General features: G+C 54.0%; 13 protein-coding genes and 1 tRNA gene. 11 read left to right on the forward strand and 3 right to left on the reverse strand.

Annotated features, from left to right (window positions below; all coding sequences use genetic code 11):
• Positions 1 to 304: 304 nt before the first annotated feature.
• Complete coding sequence (locus tag E8D52_08355) at positions 305 to 667, reverse strand: response regulator (GenBank protein ID TKB68980.1); 363 nt, start codon at positions 665 to 667, stop codon at positions 305 to 307.
• 1,551 nt (positions 668 to 2,218) lie between these two features.
• Here E8D52_08355 and E8D52_08360 point away from each other — a divergent pair.
• From E8D52_08360 to E8D52_08370, 3 genes are read left to right on the forward strand one after another with little or no spacing between them, the layout of a single operon-like run.
• The gene (locus tag E8D52_08360; GenBank protein ID TKB68981.1) at positions 2,219 to 2,515 is read left to right on the forward strand and encodes a plasmid maintenance system killer protein; all 297 of its coding nucleotides are present in this window, start codon (positions 2,219 to 2,221) and stop codon (positions 2,513 to 2,515) included.
• 18 nt (positions 2,516 to 2,533) lie between these two features.
• Positions 2,534 to 3,673 carry an addiction module antidote protein, HigA family gene (gene higA / locus E8D52_08365; protein TKB68982.1) on the forward strand — a complete coding sequence of 380 codons (1,140 nt, stop codon included), beginning with the start codon at positions 2,534 to 2,536 and terminating at the stop codon, positions 3,671 to 3,673.
• Between the two features lie 13 nt (positions 3,674 to 3,686).
• The gene (locus E8D52_08370; GenBank protein TKB68983.1) at positions 3,687 to 4,154 is read left to right on the forward strand and encodes a hypothetical protein; all 468 of its coding nucleotides are present in this window, start codon (positions 3,687 to 3,689) and stop codon (positions 4,152 to 4,154) included.
• A gap of 286 nt (positions 4,155 to 4,440) precedes the next feature.
• On the opposite strand, the gene E8D52_08375 is transcribed toward E8D52_08370, so the two are convergent.
• Positions 4,441 to 4,517, reverse strand: a tRNA-Met gene (locus E8D52_08375).
• An 87-nt stretch (positions 4,518 to 4,604) separates the two neighbouring features.
• On the opposite strand from E8D52_08375, the gene E8D52_08380 reads away from it, so the two are divergent.
• From E8D52_08380 to E8D52_08410, 7 genes are all read left to right on the forward strand, one after another.
• Complete coding sequence (locus tag E8D52_08380) at positions 4,605 to 5,546, forward strand: methionyl-tRNA formyltransferase (protein TKB68984.1); 942 nt, start codon at positions 4,605 to 4,607, stop codon at positions 5,544 to 5,546.
• A gap of 40 nt (positions 5,547 to 5,586) precedes the next feature.
• Entirely contained in the window at positions 5,587 to 7,008 is a 1,422-nt protein-coding gene (gene rsmB, locus E8D52_08385; GenBank protein ID TKB68985.1) for a 16S rRNA (cytosine(967)-C(5))-methyltransferase RsmB, read from the forward strand.
• The gene (locus tag E8D52_08390; GenBank protein ID TKB68986.1) at positions 7,008 to 7,709 is read left to right on the forward strand and encodes a ribulose-phosphate 3-epimerase; all 702 of its coding nucleotides are present in this window, start codon (positions 7,008 to 7,010) and stop codon (positions 7,707 to 7,709) included. The genes rsmB and E8D52_08390 overlap by 1 nt, the downstream gene beginning before the upstream one ends.
• Positions 7,558 to 9,285, forward strand: a complete 1,728-nt coding sequence (locus tag E8D52_08395) for a phenylalanine--tRNA ligase subunit alpha (GenBank protein ID TKB68987.1) — start codon at positions 7,558 to 7,560, stop codon at positions 9,283 to 9,285. Before E8D52_08390 ends, E8D52_08395 begins: the two co-directional genes overlap by 152 nt.
• Positions 9,286 to 9,293: 8 nt before the next feature.
• Entirely contained in the window at positions 9,294 to 11,006 is a 1,713-nt protein-coding gene (gene pheT, locus E8D52_08400) for a phenylalanine--tRNA ligase subunit beta (protein TKB68988.1), read from the forward strand.
• 878 nt (positions 11,007 to 11,884) lie between these two features.
• Entirely contained in the window at positions 11,885 to 14,374 is a 2,490-nt protein-coding gene (locus E8D52_08405; protein TKB68989.1) for a response regulator, read from the forward strand.
• A 25-nt stretch (positions 14,375 to 14,399) separates the two neighbouring features.
• The gene (locus E8D52_08410; protein ID TKB68990.1) at positions 14,400 to 14,717 is read left to right on the forward strand and encodes a hypothetical protein; all 318 of its coding nucleotides are present in this window, start codon (positions 14,400 to 14,402) and stop codon (positions 14,715 to 14,717) included.
• Between the two features lie 211 nt (positions 14,718 to 14,928).
• Here E8D52_08410 and E8D52_08415 read toward each other — a convergent pair whose 3' ends face one another.
• A complete protein-coding gene (locus E8D52_08415; protein TKB68991.1) occupies positions 14,929 to 15,453 on the reverse strand; it encodes a hypothetical protein in 525 nt (174 codons plus the stop codon).
• Between the two features lie 1,110 nt (positions 15,454 to 16,563).
• On the opposite strand from E8D52_08415, the gene E8D52_08420 reads away from it, so the two are divergent.
• The gene (locus E8D52_08420; protein TKB68992.1) at positions 16,564 to 18,081 is read left to right on the forward strand and encodes a hypothetical protein; all 1,518 of its coding nucleotides are present in this window, start codon (positions 16,564 to 16,566) and stop codon (positions 18,079 to 18,081) included.
• The last annotated feature ends 26 nt before the right edge of the window (positions 18,082 to 18,107 follow it).

Below are 18,107 nucleotides of genomic sequence, written 5' to 3' on the forward strand. Positions count from 1 at the left end.
ATGTGATCTGGAACAACGCACCCAAGGCCATTCTGGATCCGTTCCCCAGCCAGGTGAACCCTAACGCTAAGGCCGGGTACTAAACAGACGCTAAACCTTAGCGTAGGGCTTGCAGTCAGAGGGCTGGTTCGGATATCCGGACCAGCCCTCTGCTTTTTGGTAGAGCGAAGGCCAAACAAGCCCTGCCGGTGAAGGTGAGGAGGCATATCGAGCAATGTAGAGGAGCCCTTGCTTCCGCCTCGTGGAGTCTGAAACAACCCGTGTGACTTGCGAAGGATCTCACCTAGTATTCTAGCGGAGTCAATCAGTGTGCCAACTCATATCGGACGACGCTCAGCAGTTCCTCAATTCCAAAGGGTTTTCGCAACGTCTGTCGTGCGCCCAACAGTCTGGCCGTCTTCTGTAGGCGTTCCTCACTGAATACTCCTGAGATGGCAATGACCTTGATGTCCAAGAATTCGCGGGTGAGCTCGATGATCGTATCGGACCCATTCAATTCAGGCATCAGAAGATCCACGATAACCAAATCCGCTGGTCGCTGACGGTATAACTGTAGGCCTTCTCGTCCGTTTGCTGCTTCGACCACAGCATATCCTGCCGATTGGAGAGTCGTCGACAACAACGCACGAATGGGGGCTTCATCATCCATTACTAAGATGCTGGCCATACAACCCCTTCAGTGAACATCTCTTTGAACAATGAGACTGTCGAAGTCTACGTGAAATGTGTCTAGTTACAATAAAAAGCTGAATCCTAAAGGGGAAGCGCCTGGGAAGCGAGGCGCCGCGCAGGTCACGGAGGAAATGGAGGTGGCGGCTGGAAACGGTGTGCCGGAGAGATTCAAGCAGCGGGAGTGACAGTCTCACAGGTGCTAACCGATCGGTCACAGCCGGTGGCGACCAGATGCATGTGATCACAGTGTGAGACCTGACAGGCAGACGATATCTACACCATGCAGAAACTTGAACGGTAGAAAGCAGCTTCGATGGTCATGCGATATACACATCAGCATCCGGAGAGTTTACGCGCTGGCATCGGGATTCTTGATCGAGTTTCGGACGGAGTTAGCACAGTCGGCTAATTTCACTGTGTAGGAAACCGGGAGAGAATCGTTTGTAAGATGTTGAAAGAAAAGAGAGAGGGTTAGTTGCGGGGAGGCGATTCGGTCACGATTTAACCCCACGGTGAGGATTGCGTTAACGGCGTGAATTCGTGCGGCGACCCTTACCCACGAAATGAATCCTTCATGTCAGATGTGAACTCCCCCCACATCGTCTCGGATGGGTATGTATCGCATTCCAGCTTCTTCATGTACCAGTCGATCATGCGCAGAAATAGCCCTTGCATGTCCCTGGTAAGGCGGGCGAATGTCCGTGCGCGTCCACTCTCCATATCAAAGATTCCCAGGCCAGCTTTCTCATGGCTACGGGTAAGGCTGCCGTGGAAGCCGAGTCTGTGTCGCACAAGTTTCAGGTCTTCTTTGAAAGCATCAAGTCGTGTCGCATGCTCTTGTAAGTCTTTGGTGAATGGGTGGTCGAAACCCTGTCATAGGCGCACCAAGTTTATTGAGTCGGATCTTTCTTCGAACAGAGAAGGCAGAAAGCTTGCCATCTCAATGAGAAGGGTGCCAAATCGAGTAAGATGCAATGGCAAGACCGTGGTTGTTTTGTCCGAGCATTTAAATAGCATTTCGGCAAGCTGGCAAAAGCGCATCATTCTCTCGACGCTAATCGTAATGTCTTCGCGCGGCCATGGTTCTTCAACACTCATGTGGGTACCAGATGCGATTTGTAAAAAACGGTTAATTATCTTAGTGCAAGCAGCAAAAATAAATAGCCCGCGACACTTACTTGGACCGCCGCGTGTGTTGCTGCGTTAGCCATTGGAGTAAGGCACTTGGCAGTGGGCCTGCGGCCAGTTGCTAGACATCGAGACCACCCCGACCACTCGCCCCTTGTCAGATAGAATCGGGGAGCCGGACGTCCCAGGCGTAATTCCGCCAACCGTGTCCTTTACTACCGGACTGCCGCGTTGCAACCTCAGTCTCAAGCGGAGGTGGGGGTTTACTTCTTCATGTCAGCCATCCCTTGGTAGAGTTCAAGATAGACGGGTACTATGTAAATAAATCAGTATCTTGAAACTTTCATAGTGCAATTATCGTATAATAGTAATTCGATATTGACGATTTACAAAAAGGAGAGTATATTTCGACCGTGTCATGGAAATGCGATTCAAGGACGATGTGCTTGAACGTCTCGAATCTGACGCGCGATTCGATGGGGGATACCCTCCTCAAGTGGTCAAGAAATTTCGTCAGCGCATGCAGCAAATCCGAGCAGCCCAAGATGAAAGGGATTTGTATCAACTTCACTCTTTGCATTGTGAGAAGTTAAAAGGCGATCGATCGCATCAGCATTCCCTACGACTGAATGACCAGTGGAGGCTCATATTTGAGCTTGAAGGCAAAGGAGCTGCTAAAGTCATCGCAATTGTTTCTATCGAAGATTATCACTAAGTGGTGAGGGCAAGCACCATGATGGAAAAAACATTCGCAGAAGTATTTCCTCCAGGAGAGTTCCTCAAGGAAGAATTAGAGTCCCGTGGCTGGTCGCAGATCGAGTTCGCCGAAATCCTAGGGAAGACCCCTGCCCTTGTGAACGAACTCGTCATGGCAAGACGCGCCGTTACGCCTGAAACAGCCAAGGCTCTGGCGCGCGCCTTTGGTACAAGCGCACAGTACTGGCTTAATTTAGAAAGCGCCTACCAGCTTTGGAAAACCAAAGACGCGGATGAATCGATTTCACGACGAGCAAATCTCTATAGATTTGCCCCCATTAAGGAGATGGTGAAGCGCAATTGGGTTGAAGGATCAGAAAATATCGACGTTCTTGAATCGCAAGTGTTGAAGTTTTTCAAAATTAAATCATTGGATGAGTCAGAGCTAGAGCTTGCGCACGCTGCGAGAAAATCAACTCCGTATCATGAGGTAACACCCTCCCAACGAGCATGGCTATCCCGTGCTCGAAGTCTTGGGAAGGCGGTAATAACCAAGCCTCTTTCGAAGCGCTCACTTGATGAAGGATTTGGGTCGTTGCGAAGTATGCTTCATTCGATTGCCGAAATCAGGAAAGTCCCGCGTGTATTGGCTGATATGGGTGTTCGATTAGTTGTTGTCGAAGCCTTACCGCAGACTCGAATTGATGGTGCTTGCCTGTGGCTCGATAAAGCTTCGCCTATCGTCGCCCTCTCGTTGAGATATGACAGAGTAGATGCTTTCTGGTTTACGCTGCTTCACGAATTGAATCATGTAGCCTCAGGCGATGGGGTGAGGAGCACCGTGCTGGACATCGATCTGGTAAAAGATTCCCCCACAGGTATGCAGCAGAACCAGCCGAGTGAGCATAAGGCAAATGTGTTTGCCAGCGAGTTCTTGATTCCAAAGAGCGAGATTGAAGACTTTATTGGACGCACGGCCCCGTTGTTCTCGCGCACAAAAATAGTGCGATTTGCGAATAGAATTAAGGTTCATCCAGGAATCGTCGTGGGCCAATTACAGTATCGAGGCCAACTCCCCTACTCTCAACATCGTAGACTATTAGAGAAAGTAAGGCATGTGATTATGCCCTCTGCTTTAACGGATGGCTGGGGATACATCGCCCCCGCAGTACTCTAGGAGGGGTCTCAAAATGGCAACGTACATGGAACAATTACAGCGTATTGTTCGGTCGTATTTGGATGACGGGCAACCGTGGCCAGCAACAACACGCCAGATAGCGGCGTGGGCCATCCGCAAGGGCGAATGGGAACCACAACCATTTGCCTTAATAAACCAATGTGCGGATCAACTTGCTCGCGCCATGCGTGAGGAGCATTTTACGGATACGAATGGGCGTGCTATCCGCGCAAAGCATGTAGCAAGAATTGAGCGCGGAGGTGAGCAAATCGCTCTTTGGGCGGATATCCGTTCAGCTTCACGTGAACATATGCAGGTCGCTTTCCAGCAGCGGCGACAGCAAATAGTTGGAGACTGTAAACAATTGAAGACAGACTGCGACTACTATAACGAGAACAAAAATCATGGAGAACCAATTCAGGTCGTTTTTGACTTTAGGACTGACTTGGAGGAGTTGGAGCAAGAATTCGAGCCGGTGTGATCTCCCTCCTCACGTTGCGAGTACTATGTTTGCTAATTCCCCCGACTTTTCACCCCCTTTTGCACACTCTATATTCTACGCTATAGCCCTCGCCGAGGCCGCTAGGGTCGCTCCCGATGAATCGGCTTTCTCCCCGGTTCGCGCGGCCTCAATATTTCCCCTCAGGAGAAGCGTCACGGAGAAAGGACGTACCCATGCCTTCCGATCAGTTTCGAACGGTCGCATTCTTTGGCTTTGCTTCAGCCGCTGTTGTTGAATCAGGATAAAAGAAAGAGGGGATGGGATTTGGTTGCGGGGAGAGGATTTGAACCTCTGACCTTTGGGTTATGAGCCCAACGAGCTACCAGGCTGCTCCACCCCGCGAACGAAGACTAACAAAGCATTGAATGACAAGTCAAGTTGAGGTGTCGCCTGATTGCATTCTCGGAATCACGATGTTAAAGCGATAGCATGCGGATTGTCTTTATGGGCACACCCGAATTCGCCGTGCCATCGCTTGAGGCGCTCCTTGGATCAGAGGATCAAGTGGTCGGAGTCGTCACGCAGCCGGATCGACCGAAGGGAAGAGGTCATCAGCTCGTCGCGCCGCCCGTGAAACTGGTTGCGGAGCGTGCTGGTATTCCTATTCTACAGCCGCTCAAAATTCGTACACCTGAGTTTTTGCAGGCCCTTTCTGCCTGGCAGCCAGATCTCATCGCGGTCACAGCCTTTGGACGGATTCTGCACACGCCGATTCTTCGGCTCCCACCGATGGGCTGCGTGAATGTCCACGGGTCTCTGCTGCCGAAATATCGAGGCGCGGCGCCGGTCCAGTGGGTCGTCATCAATGGTGAGACCAAAACGGGTATTACCACGATGCTCATGGATGAAGGAATGGATACCGGTCCCATGCTGCTCCAAGAGGAGTTGGATATCTCGCTTGATGATACGGCCGGGACATTGGCGCCTCGTATGGCAGAGCTAGGCGGGCAGCTACTCATCAAAACGATCGCTCAGCTGAAGGCGGGGACGTTGGTGTCGAAGAGGCAAGATGATGGACAGGCGACCATGGCGCCGCTCTTGAAAAAAGAAGATGGCCTGATCGATTGGACAATGAACGCCACGTCGCTTGCCAATCGGGCACGAGGGCTTTCTCCCTGGCCTGGGGCCTATACGTTTTTCGGTGAGGAGCGTTGGAACATATGGAAAGCAGTCTCGATTATGGGTGCGACGACCGAGAGACCGGGAACGATCGTCACGGTGAATAAGCAGGCGATTTTGGTGGCGACAGGCGAGGGCATTCTTGAGATTCATGAAATCCAAACGGCCAATTCGAAACGCATGTCGGTAGTCCAATTCCTGGCTGGGCACCGAGTCACGGCCGGTATGCAATTGGGTTCACCGGCTGCGTAACTCTTCTCTTCACAACAGCCGCCATCTCCTTGTTCCAACTATGAGTGACGAAAGACCGGTGGGTACTGATGTGCGGGGGCTCTCTCCACGATCTATTGCGCTCTCTATCCTCCTGTCCTGTCAACGAACTGATGACACACTCGATGAGCTGATCGAACAACGAGCCACATCAATTCCACAGCCCCGTGACCGCTCGCTGGTAATGGAACTGGTGTATGGGACCTTACGGCGACAGGAGACAATTGATTGGAGGCTTGATGCGGTTCTCGCCAAACCTCTCCACAGATTGCCAATAGTCGTTCAAATATTGCTGCGGCTTGGCGCCTACCAGCTCCTGTTTCTCGATCGTATCCCTGCTTCCGCAGCGGTGAACGAAACCGTCCTCTTGACGAAGTCCTACGCGAAACAAGTAGGCCGCGATTGGAGTGGGTTGGTGAACGGAGTCCTGCGCAATCTTGTTCGTGTGCCGGCGCCACCTTTCCCAGACCCAGTAAGTTATCCGGCTCAATCGTTGTCTATTCGGTATGGAATCCCAATATGGCTGACAGAGCGGTGGCTCGGCCGAATGGGACTTGAAGAAGCAGAATTGGCTTGTCGAGCAAGCAGTACGGCCCCAGATGTCACTCTGCGAGTGAATGCCAATCGACTCACCAGGGAAGAGTTTTTGGAGAAGTTGAGGCATGCAGGTATTGCGGCACATCCGACCGCCGTTAGTCCTGTCGGGGTGGTGTTGGAAAAAGGCCAGACTGTCACGGCGTTGCCAGGGTTTCAGTCTGGCGATTTCTATGTGGAAGATGAAGCGGCTCAACTCATTCCTCGGATCCTTGATCCGCAACCTGGCGAAACCGTGCTGGACGCCTGCGCCGCTCCAGGCGGCAAGGCAACGCACCTGGCCGAACTCATGGGTAATCGTGGAACGATTTATGCGGTTGATCGGAAGACTCTCCGCATGGACCTCCTTCGACAAAATTGTGGACGGTTGGGCGCGCAGAGCGTCGTGCCGATCGTCGGCGATGTGAGAACACCATCCGAATGGGCCAGGGTGATCACCCGTGAGCCGAACCTCCACAAGGACCCGCCGCTATTCGATCGGATACTTGTGGATGCCCCGTGTAGTGGGTTGGGTGTGTTGCGCCGACACCCTGAAGCGAAATGGCGGAAGGACAGTTCGACGTTCGCCAGGCATCAGGCACTTCAAGCTGAAATCCTTGCCTCAGTGGCTCCGTGCTTGCGACCCGGTGGGGTGCTGGTCTATAGTACATGTTCAGCAGAAACCGAAGAAACTGAAGAGGTTGTGAGCAGCTTTTGCAAGGGCCATCACGACTGGACGCATGAATCCGTGGCCCCGTGGCTTCCTTCTACGGCGCTCCCCTTTGTGACCGTGAGCGGGGCGCTCTCCACCATGGGTAATGATTGTGGAATGGACGGATTTTACGCCGCTCGGTTAAGGAAAAAGGGGTAATGGGGAAACCGTTGTACATCGCGCCCTCGATTCTGTCTGCAGATTTCGCACGGTTGGCTGACGAGGTCGCCGCCGTGGAGCGCGCGGGCGCCGATTTCCTTCACGTGGATGTGATGGACGGCCACTTCGTACCGAATCTGACGGTGGGGCCACCTATTGTGGCAAGCCTGAAGAAAGTCACCAAGTTGCCGCTTGATGTGCATTTGATGATCACCAACGCTGATGCCTTTATCCCTGAATTTGTGGATGCCGGCGCGGATTATCTCACCGTTCATGTCGAAGCCTGTCCGCATCTTCACCGGACGATTCAGCTGATCAAGGAACGCAAGGTCAAAGCCGGTGTGACGCTGAATCCTGCCACGCCGATGTCACTGCTCGAAGAGATCTTGGGCGAGGTCGATCTCGTCTTAATTATGTCAGTCAATCCAGGCTTCGGTGGGCAGAAGTTTATCCCCTCGGTGCTCAAGAAAATTGCCCAAGCGCGAACCATGCTGGATCAGATCAACAGCCATGCGCTACTTGAAGTCGACGGCGGCATCAAGGCGGAGAATGCTCGAGAAGTGGTGGCTGCCGGTGCCACGGTCCTGGTGGCCGGGTCCGCCATTTTCTCTCAACGCGACTACACGGCCACGATCGCGGCTCTGCGAGCAGCCGGAGAAACAGTCGTCTCACCGGCGCGTCGCGCCGCGGGTCATCGATAGGTTATTTCGGGTGGATACCTCCGCACTCATCGACAGTCTGCACCCCCTGGAAATCAAAGTGCTCCTGGCCCTGGCCACGCGCCCGTCTGGAACTGCTCTGGGCAGCGAACAGTTGGCCGACGCAGCTGAGTTGGAGACGTCTCAACTCAGCATGGCGGTCGAGTGGTTATTAGCCAAGTCGCTCATTGCTGTGCAGACGGAGACCGTGACACCCATTGTGTCACTGACGAAGGTCGGTGAAGAGTACTACCAGACGACCTCACCCATCGAGCGGGTGTTGGCGGCCGCTCGTGACGCGACCGGCACGGGAAAACGCTTGACCATTCCCGATTTGCAATCCCAAGACGGACTGGATCCGTCCGACGTCAGCAAGGCGGTGGGTCGACTCAAAAAAGAAGGCGTGCTCTTGATCATCCAAGGGGGCTGTATTGAAACAACCGGGCGACCAAGCCCGACGGCCGATGCGCTCAGAGCCCTCCTTGGACAGTTGCATGAATCGTCGAAGGAACTGGACGGCTTCACGGGAGCCCATCGACAGGTCATCGAAGATTATGCGGTGAAACGTGGGAACGCCAAGGAACCCTTCCGTGTCGATGAGCGAGTGGCTCGGTCGTTTGTCCTGTCCCAGGACGGCGTGAGCGCGGCCTCACAGCTCCTGACGCAAGGAGTGACGGAGGAAGTCTCACAGTTGACTCCCGACTTGTTGAAGGATGGGAGTTGGCGTCAGACGCGCTTGAGAAAGTACACCATCAGTCTGCGCCCGCCTCGTATTGGAACAGGAAAGAAACATCCCTATCGCGAATTTCTCGATACGGTCAAAACCAAACTTGTGAGCATGGGGTTCCAGGAAATGCGGGGGGCGCTGGTCGAAACCGAGTTCTGGGATATGGATGCCCTGTTCATGCCGCAATTCCATCCAGCTCGGGATATTCACGACGTCTATTTCGTTAAGGAGCCCAGCCATGCCACTGCCGTGGACGAGCCGTTCTTGTCGCGTGTGGCCAAGGTGCATGAGAATGGCGCAGAGACTGGTTCCACAGGCTGGGGCTATTCGTTTGATGTGCATCGGGCTAAACGGTTGGTGTTGCGGAGCCAGGGCACGGCGGTGTCAGCTCGAAGGCTTGCCGCTTCGCCACAGATCCCCGGGAAGTATTTCTCGATTGCCCGGTGTTTTCGCTATGACCAAGTCGACGCCACCCACGCCACGGATTTCTTCCAGGTGGAGGGGATCGTGCTCGGAGAAGACATCAACTTTCGGATGCTGTTGGGGCTCTTGAATTTGTTTGCCCGGGAAGTGGCGCAGGCGAAGGAAGTGAAGTTCTTGCCAGCCTATTTTCCGTTTACCGAACCGTCGGTCGAGATGCATGTGCGGCATCCACGCCTGGGATGGATGGAGCTCGGCGGCGCGGGTCTCTTTCGTTCCGAAGTGACGCTGCCGCTTGGCGTGACGGTGCCGGTCATTGCCTGGGGGTTGGGGCTTGATCGTATGGCGATGGTGGCGTTGGGCATCCATGACATCCGCGAACTCTTCACCGACAATCTGGAATTGATCCGCACGACCAGAGGATTGTTCTAACTCCACATATGCCTACCATCACGATTTTCAAGGACGATTTAGAGTCGCTTCTGACGGGTGAGGACGGTATCGACCGTGGCATTCCGATGGCGCAGTTGGAAGAGTGGCTGATGCTCGTGAAAGGCGAGCTGAAGGGGCACAATCCGGAAACCGGAGAGTTGCGTATCGAATTGCAAGACAGTAATCGGCCGGATCTCTGGTGTTGCGAGGGGATTGCCCGACAAATTCGTATCAAGCAGCAAGGCCGGTTGAAGCCGTATGCCTTCTTCGCTGACACACCGACATCGCCGCATCATCTGATCGTGAAGCCTGGCATGGAGCAGGTGCGCCCCTATGTGGCAGCTTGTACGGCCAAGGGATATCGGGTGACTGAGAAGGGGTTGGCTCAGCTGATTCAAACTCAGGAAAAGATCGCCGACATCTTTGGGCGGAAGCGCAAGACCGTCTCCATCGGAATCTACCAACTGCGCAAGATTACCTTTCCCGTGACCTATGAGCTGGTGAAACCGGACGAAGTGCGGTTTACCCCGCTGGGTATGGAAACGGCGATGACCCTATCGGAAATTCTCATGGTTCATCCCAAGGGGCTGGAGTATGGACCTATTTTGGCCGTCCAAAGTTTGCTCCCCATCCTTCGAGATGCGAAGGCTCAACCGTTGTCCTTTCCCCCGATTATCAATAGCCGGGAAATCGGAGAGGTACGGGTGGGTGATGATGAGCTCTTCGTTGAAGTGACCGGAACAGACCTGCGCATGGTGATTCTGTCGTTGAACATCTTCGCGGCGAATTTGGCCGACCGTGGCGCAACCATCGAGCCGGTGGAAGTACGGTATCCAACGAGCACGGTGTTGGGCACACGGGTCAAAACGCCTCAAGATTTTGGGAAGCCAGCGACCATTCGGATGAAAGCAATTGAACAGGCATTGGGCCAGGAGCTCGGCGAGGCAATGGTGAAGCAGGCTCTTGAGGCCTATGGGTATGAGGTGTCGACAGAAAATGGATCAGTGAAGGCAAAGCTCCCGCCGTACCGCCATGATCTTATGCATACGATGGATGTGGTTGAAGACGTCGCCATGAGTCATGGGTATGCCGAGTTTACCCCTGTCATGCCGGCGCAATTTACAGTGGGAGGATTATCCGCCATTGAGCAGCTGTCTGATCGATCTCGAGAATTGATGGTGGGACTCGGCTTTCAGGAAATCATTTCGAACATTCTCGGCTCGCCGGATCAGTATTGCCGTGCTATGCGTCTGGAAGGAACGGAATGGGGGAGGACGGTCGAGGTCGATAACGTCATGTCGCTCAGCTTCTCCTGCCTCCGACAATGGATGCTGCCCTCACTGCTGCGTATCGAAGCCGCCTCGAGTCGGGCGTTCTACCCCCATCGCCTCTTCGAGGCCGGTGATGTGGCGATTCCCGACGGGACCCACGAGTTGGGGTCTCGAACGGAAACCATGATCGGCGCCTTGATCGCGCACGCCACCACCCATTTCTCAGAAATCCATTCCTGTCTGGACGTGCTGTGTTACTACCTCGGCAAGGACTATAGCCTTGAGCCAGTGCAGCATCCATCTTTTCTGGAAGGGCGTGCCGGCCGCATTCTCGTTTCGGGCAAGCCGGTCGGCGTCATCGGCGAAGTCCATCCGGAAGTCCTCGAACGTTGGCAGATCTCCATGCCGGTGGTGGCATTCGATCTGAACCTCTCGCAGCTGCTTTCGTAAGTTGGTCACAACTTATCACGTAAAATCGCTTGGCCTAGCCGTCGTACATCGAGTGCAAGAGGGGCTCTCGCTGAGACTCGGGCAACACTCTTCGTCACCGGTTGGTGTCTCAGGAGTTCCACAAGCAAACCAGCCTTGATACGGCTACCAGACTCTCTCACCTTACAATAGAGTCATCTTCTTGGATTGCACAACGCTTGCAAGAGTGTCGAGCATATCGTGTAGCAGCCTCCACAGGGTGATACTGGTGGAACTACCGTTAGGTATCTGACAATCATCAATCTGCAACAGGCCGGAGCGATGATGTCTGTGAACCTGTGGCAGGAGTGGCAGGCACGAGGGCGCAGGGTACGGGGGAGTACACCTATGACAATGGGAGCTAAAGTGATGCGTCTGTTGACGCAGGTGAGTCACTTGCTGAAGGCAGGGAAAAGCAGTGCGGAGCGATTGCCCCTGAAATGAATCTGGCAATATGTCTGCGAGTGGAGCGCCATACGGGTCACCAGCTATAACTAGCCCACCACTCCGCCCTCTCGATCTCTGTCCAGAGTCACCCTAATCGACGAATTTATGTTCAACCACGACTTAAGCTGGTACTTCACCATACCGATATATAACGAGGGCGCCTGTACTTTGATGCCTAAGGGTTCCCTATGCCGTACATGACCATGACAGAGTGACCGAGTCGACAGCGACATTGAGCCCTCCCATGTCATGCAAATGGCTCAGGGCTGGCTTAGTTCATAATCAAGCCGGCCGATGCAACATGCACGGGGTAACGATGGGCGCAGTATCGATTCTGCCATACCCTGCATGTCAGTGAGGCCGGGCAAGACGTACGACAATTCTTTCACGACCTGTCTCATTGATTGGCATTCATGAAGAACGATCAGGGGTTGTACAAGACACTTCTTTCTCGCAGCCATCTCGCATGGAAGCACAACCTCCGCTTCCGCATCACCGTTGGGCTCTCACTCCTTCTCGGAACCATTATGGCCATCGCAGCCGGCATCCGGATCGCGGAGATCGAGCAGACTCTTAAGGATTCCACACACGCCCGTGCTTTGGCCATCAGCCGTACGTTTACGATCATCGGATCGGCCGCCGTCGTCGACAATCTGTATCGGATCCAAGAAGCACTCGGCACGTATCGTGAGGACCCGAATATTCTCCACATCGACATACTTGATCCTGATTTCATGATCATTTCTTCAACCGATGCCACACGTATCGGCCGCACCCTTCACGACCCGTATCTAGACCAGGCGCAGCTCACCCGCAGGGAAGTCGCCACTCAGACAACAGCACCAGATGGGACTCCCATGCTCGTTGCCATCGATCCCTTGCGCAATGGCTCTGAAATTTCCGCTTGGGTGCGAATCGAGTTCTCACTCGCTCGCCTGAACCAGGAGGTCGCCCACGAGCTTTACCAGGCGGTTTTTGTCACAGTGTTTCTGATCGGAGCCGGAGTGATCAGTATTCAGCTCAGCATCCGGAAAATGTCTTCGGTTTTCCAGGATACCGCCGGTGAACTTCAGGCGACATTGCATGTTCTGAGTCAAACCGATTCATCTTCTACCACCGACCCTGCCGCGTTGCCGCCGTCTGATCCCAGCTCTGCTCACGATTCCGGCGGGGAACTCGAACATCTGCTCAGTCTCATCAACCGCACGACTCACCTCGTCACTGCGCAAGCGCAGATCGTGGCAAGTCGTACCGCTGATCTTTCCACGACGGTTGAGGAACTCACCATCGCCAGAAACGATGCACAGGCCGCCAACCGATCCAAGTCAGAGTTTCTGGCGAACATGAGTCATGAAATTCGAACTCCGATGAACGGCGTGATGGGTATGACCGAACTCCTGCTTGCCACACAGCTCACTGAACGGCAACGGTACATGGCTGACACGATCCGTCGGTCCAGTACGGCCTTGCTCGACATCATCAATGACATTCTGGATTTTTCAAAAATCGAAGCCGGCAAGCTTAATTTGGAGCAGGTCGAGTTCAGTCTCCGGAAAACCGTTGAAGATGCTGTGGAGCTCTTTGCCGACCCCGTTGGCAAAAAGGAATTGGAGCTGACCAGCTTCGTGCCGGAGGAGATACCCGATGCCGTCATCGGTGATCCAACGCGATTTAAACAAGTGCTGGTGAATCTCCTCGGCAATGCCGTGAAATTTACCGAGCGAGGGGACGTCTCTGTACAGGTGTCCTGTCTCGAGCAGGAGGGCGACCGGGTGATGGTGAAGTGCGAGGTGCGGGACACCGGCATCGGGATCGCTGAGGAGGCACAGAAGCGCTTGTTTACAGCGTTTTCTCAAGCAGATAGCTCAACCACCCGACGGTTCGGCGGTACAGGACTCGGTTTGGCCATTGTTCGACAACTGGTGTCCTTGATGGGCGGTGAGGTCGGGCTCAACAGCGTCCTTGGCCAAGGCTCCACGTTCTGGTTCACGGTGCAACTGGGATACGATCCCCAACATCAGTCACAGGACACCACGGCTATAGGATCACTCGCGGGTACGCGAGTTCTCATCGTGGATGACAACGCCATCAATCGGTTTATTTTGGAAGCCCAGCTGCACATCTGGGGAGCCGATCCTATCAGTGTCGACAGTGCCAAAGCTGCCATGGATCGCCTGAAACAGACCGTGCGAGACGGTACGCCCATCGACCTGGCCATCCTTGATATCCAGATGCCGGACATGGATGGCATCATGCTCGCCCGAGCCCTGAAAGCTGACCCGGATCTCCGGACGATCCCCCTGCTGGCGCTCAGTTCCATTGAGCCACAGGGCGCTGCTGGCGTGACAGACGCCCCGATATTTTTCGCGTGGCTTCGAAAACCGGCTCGGCAGTCCCTGCTGCTAGAGTGTTTGTTGCACCAACGATATGCCATGTCAGAGACCGCTCCACACCATGCATCCGCGCCATCCTCTTCCACACCATTCCGTGGGCGGATCTTGCTCGCCGAAGACAACCTGGTCAACCGAGAAGTAGCGATGGCGATGTTGGAATCCTTGGGCTGCTGCGTCGATCTAACGGAGAACGGGCGTCAAGCCGTTGAGGCTATGGCACAGCAGTCCTATGATCTTGTCTTGATGGATTGTCAGATGCCTGAGCTGGATGGATTTGCCGCGACGGCCGCGATCCGCCATCACGAAGCCTCCATTGCTGGCGGACATCATGTCCCCATCATTGCCTTGACGGCCCATGCCATGGAAGGCGACCGGGAGAATTGCCTGGCAGCTGGCATGGACGACTATCTTTCGAAACCATTTACCAAGGAAGGCTTGTCCTCCGTCCTGCACCGGTGGCTGGTGGTGCAGCCGACCGAACGTCTGCCGGATAATTCCCGTCATCGATGAGTCGGCTTGGGAGAATCTGCCGGCTATGGAGCAAGCAGACCATCCACACATCGTACAGAAGGCGTTTCCGCTCTACCTCTCGGATTCCAGGCAGTTGCCTAAAAGGATTCAGGAGGCCATTCACATCGGCGATGCGATGGCACTTCATGCAGGAGTCCAGCAGGTGAAAACCGTCAGCGGTCAGGTTGGAGTGCTGACCTGCTTCTTTCAGCCTGGTGCAATTGCGCGACGTGCCGATCAACAGCGGTTGGATAAGGCGGCGAACCTGCTTGCTCCACCTGGGGAGAGCATAGAGCCGGCCTGTCGATGGCTCGAAGACAGGATTCGCCGGCACGCTACCTGACTGTTTGCGCCAGGAGTACTGACGATTTCTCACGTACACCATTCGGCCTACGACCAGAAATCCAGTGCTCCAGAGGATGCTGAAGCGATGCTGGGGAAAGACTTCCCGTAAGGCTACCCTGGGTGACCGGCTGTTGTGTGTGTAGTCGGGATGCAGGGAGCGTGAACGATGTGAGAACGGCGCTGGGAAGCTGTTTGAATAGGGAGTGACGTTACTTAAACTCAAACTCCACAGTGACTGTTCCACGAACTGGAACCTGAATCTCTTTGTTCAGAATTCCTACGGTCTCGTGCCAGACAGAGATCGTATGTTGTCCCGGGGGCAACCCCATTATTCGAAATTGTCCCGTCTCATTGGTCTGGTCAAACAATGGATGGTTGAAGACATATCGATAAGCCCGCATGAACTTGTGGACATTGCACGTGACAAGATGCAGGCCTTCTCTCTTCAGTGGTTTCCGTATAGGGCTTCCTCCGGCCACCAACGCAACATTCAACACCGTTCGGCTGTCGAGCGTGATGTTTGTATTGTGCAGGACCGGATCATCGTTCGTAATTTCCGCCGGCGCACCACTTCGTAATGCCGCCACGTGCGGATAGAACACGCAGCGCTTATTTTGCACAGTCGAACTGTGAGCAGGGCCGTCATCCACCTGTTCTATCCTTGAACTCACATGGACGATCGCGTCACGGAGGCCATGGGTCGTCGGATCAATCGTGAGTGGTGTCACGGTCACGACTTGACCGCATATGTCGCTGTCTCGAGCTACTTCCATTTGTATCGGTGGGGGAACAGACCCTCGATACGTAACACGCCCAACGACCACTGAATCAGTTGAAGACGTGTCCTCTTTTGCTGCAGATCTACTGTGTTGAACGGTCGTGAGTTCCGTAGACGTGGGGAATGGCCTCATCTGTGGAGTGTCGGCCGTCACATCATGTGTGCGTGGAGACACAGAGATCTGTTGATCGACCAAGGGAGAAACAGGCTTGTCTCCATCGTGTCGAGACTGAGTTGAGCCTGTTGCCAGGGCACACTCGGTGGTACTTCCGATAAGCCAGACAACGAGACCGATAACCAGCAGACAGCGCCGATGAGAGCACGCTGGATTGGACTCGGGAATTACCATCTCACACTCCTTGAGCTGTTGAGCACATTAGAAATGTGCTCAACAAGATTACACACACCATCCATTTTCCATTTAAGCGAATCGGCGAACGATGGGGTTGGAATTTCATCAAAAGGGGAAGGGTGAAGCATACTGCGCAATAACCTGGAGTGACGGTTCTTGTCTTACTCGGATCAGTTCGACCATACCAAATAGGACCACAATCACAAGACATACGTACAAACTGAACCGTGATGATACACGGGTATGGAATGTGGACCCATGGTCAGGATATGCCACAGGGGGTGTGTCTCCTACATCTTCAACTTGTGTGTTTACCATGCTGGGAAGAGCAAAGCCGCCAAGATGGACGCGAGAAGGCTCACACTTAGGCGGTAAGACGATGCATGGCGTGCGATTCCGGACCTCATCTACTTCGGATTGCACGCTTGCTTGTCTGAGCATGGAACACGCTTCTGGGCTGTGGTGGGGCCACCTGAATTCACGATCAGTCCGAAGGACGCCCCGTCCCCGAATCCGGATGCCTTTCCGGTGGATGTCGTCCAGAAAGCGGCGCGCCGTCCACCACTCGCTGCATTTGTAAAAATACTTGTTAAGTAGAAGTAGTTTGCTACGGTACCTCTCAGGCTCAGGTCTGGTTGAGTGCACGACCATCATGATTGAACAGACTGTGACCGACAAGTCGACTGCAGAGAGCCCGAGAGAAGGAGGAGCCTAATGAGAGGAGGCTGGACGATTGGAATGGCCGCGATGCTCACTATCGTGGTGGGCGGGGGATTAGTAGGGTCGGTCGAGGAGGCTGGCGCCATTCCAGCGTTTGCTCGCAAGTACGAGGTGAATTGCAACGTATGCCATGCACCGGTGCCGAGATTAAATCCGTACGGCGAGCGGTTCATGGAAAACGGGTATCAACTCCCTGGGACAGAAGACGGCGGCATTATCGGCAAGAAGAAGCTGGGTGACTTGACGATCAATGACGTCGGAAACTTTGTCGGATTCCGGGTGCGCGGGCAGTCGACGTTCCGAGTCGCCGATTACTCTGCTACTGGTTCAGCATCGGTCGGTAGTGCGGTGGTCGGGAAACCTCACGACAAAGCGGAATTCATTCGTCCCGATTTTCTGAGCATGTTCGTGGCGGGCACAGTCTATAAGAATATCGGCTTCTATGTCGATCTCGACTCTATCGAATCATTGAATGGAGGGAATCTCTTCACGAATCGTATGTTCCTTACGTTCAACAACATTGGCAGCCAGTTGGGTGCCAAGAATTGGGCTCATATCCGAGTTGGCCGGTTCGATCCCTCTTCATTTTCATCCTTTCCCCTTTTACGTACCCAACTAGATGTGATCTTCAGTGATATGGCGCTCATCAACAATGGTGGACCGGTCGGTGCGCCCATCCCGTTCCAGGCTGCCCCTATCCTCAATCGGTTCGATCTTACCTCCTTTGCCCATGTGCACAAGTTCTACGGGCTCTACAATCACAATGGGTTTCCCATCTCGCCATTCCTGCCGAGTGGGTATAACGGATTCGGGGATGGGATTGAAATCCATGGACGTCCGTTTGGGGATTGGTTTTTCTACCAGGCCGGGGTGATCAACGGTTCGGGGGAAAATTTCAGGCTTGTTCCAGCGATGGGCGATACAAACCGTATGAAAGATGCCTATGGCATGATCCGGTTTGACTTTGCCAGGGCGGATTATTTCAGCGCAAGCCTGTCGGGGTTTGGGTATTTTGGCAACAACAATTTGATACTCCCACTGGGGCCTGGGCAACTGGCGCAGGTTTCACAACGCCAGGTTGGCGTATCGGCGTACATTCGATATAAGATGATTGATCTCCATGCTGCTTACTCGTTCGACAAGATATCGAACTTGCCAGTGCTTCCTCCCGGCTTCTTTGATGATACAGCGAGCGGCTACTCGGTTGCGTTGGACGTACGGGCTACTGAACAATTGCTCCTCTCCACGCGGTATGACTTTCTAGATGGCGGAGGGGTTCAGAACCAAACCGTTCAAAATTTTATTCCTGCCACCGTGCCAATCTTGCTTCCACTAACTACGATTCAGCGAACGACTACCTCGGTGGTTGGGGTTCAGCTCAAGTACTATATTCGACCCAATATGGCAGTAATGATCCGCAACGACTTTAATGTCTTAGGCTCTCAGGGCGGAGTCATGCCGGAGCGAAATCTGCGCAATTTCTTTACTCTTGGCTTCGATCTCATTTTCTAATTTAAATAGATGAGGGAGACTTCTTC

This window comes from Nitrospira sp. (genome assembly GCA_005116745.1).
GTDB lineage: Bacteria > Nitrospirota > Nitrospiria > Nitrospirales > Nitrospiraceae > Nitrospira_D.

Bases quoted from the DNA above. Each gene is read 5' to 3' on its own strand.
- E8D52_08355 (TKB68980.1), bottom strand. From the start codon at position 667: ATGGCCAGCATCTTAGTAATGGATGATGAAGCCCCCATTCGTGCGTTG.
- E8D52_08360 (TKB68981.1), top strand. From the start codon at position 2,219: ATGGAAATGCGATTCAAGGACGATGTGCTTGAACGTCTCGAATCTGAC.
- higA (TKB68982.1), top strand. From the start codon at position 2,534: ATGATGGAAAAAACATTCGCAGAAGTATTTCCTCCAGGAGAGTTCCTC.
- E8D52_08370 (TKB68983.1), top strand. From the start codon at position 3,687: ATGGCAACGTACATGGAACAATTACAGCGTATTGTTCGGTCGTATTTG.
- E8D52_08380 (TKB68984.1), top strand. From the start codon at position 4,605: ATGCGGATTGTCTTTATGGGCACACCCGAATTCGCCGTGCCATCGCTT.
- rsmB (TKB68985.1), top strand. From the start codon at position 5,587: ATGAGTGACGAAAGACCGGTGGGTACTGATGTGCGGGGGCTCTCTCCA.
- E8D52_08390 (TKB68986.1), top strand. From the start codon at position 7,008: ATGGGGAAACCGTTGTACATCGCGCCCTCGATTCTGTCTGCAGATTTC.
- E8D52_08395 (TKB68987.1), top strand. From the start codon at position 7,558: ATGCTCGAGAAGTGGTGGCTGCCGGTGCCACGGTCCTGGTGGCCGGGT.
- pheT (TKB68988.1), top strand. From the start codon at position 9,294: ATGCCTACCATCACGATTTTCAAGGACGATTTAGAGTCGCTTCTGACG.
- E8D52_08405 (TKB68989.1), top strand. From the start codon at position 11,885: ATGAAGAACGATCAGGGGTTGTACAAGACACTTCTTTCTCGCAGCCAT.
- E8D52_08410 (TKB68990.1), top strand. From the start codon at position 14,400: ATGGAGCAAGCAGACCATCCACACATCGTACAGAAGGCGTTTCCGCTC.
- E8D52_08420 (TKB68992.1), top strand. From the start codon at position 16,564: ATGAGAGGAGGCTGGACGATTGGAATGGCCGCGATGCTCACTATCGTG.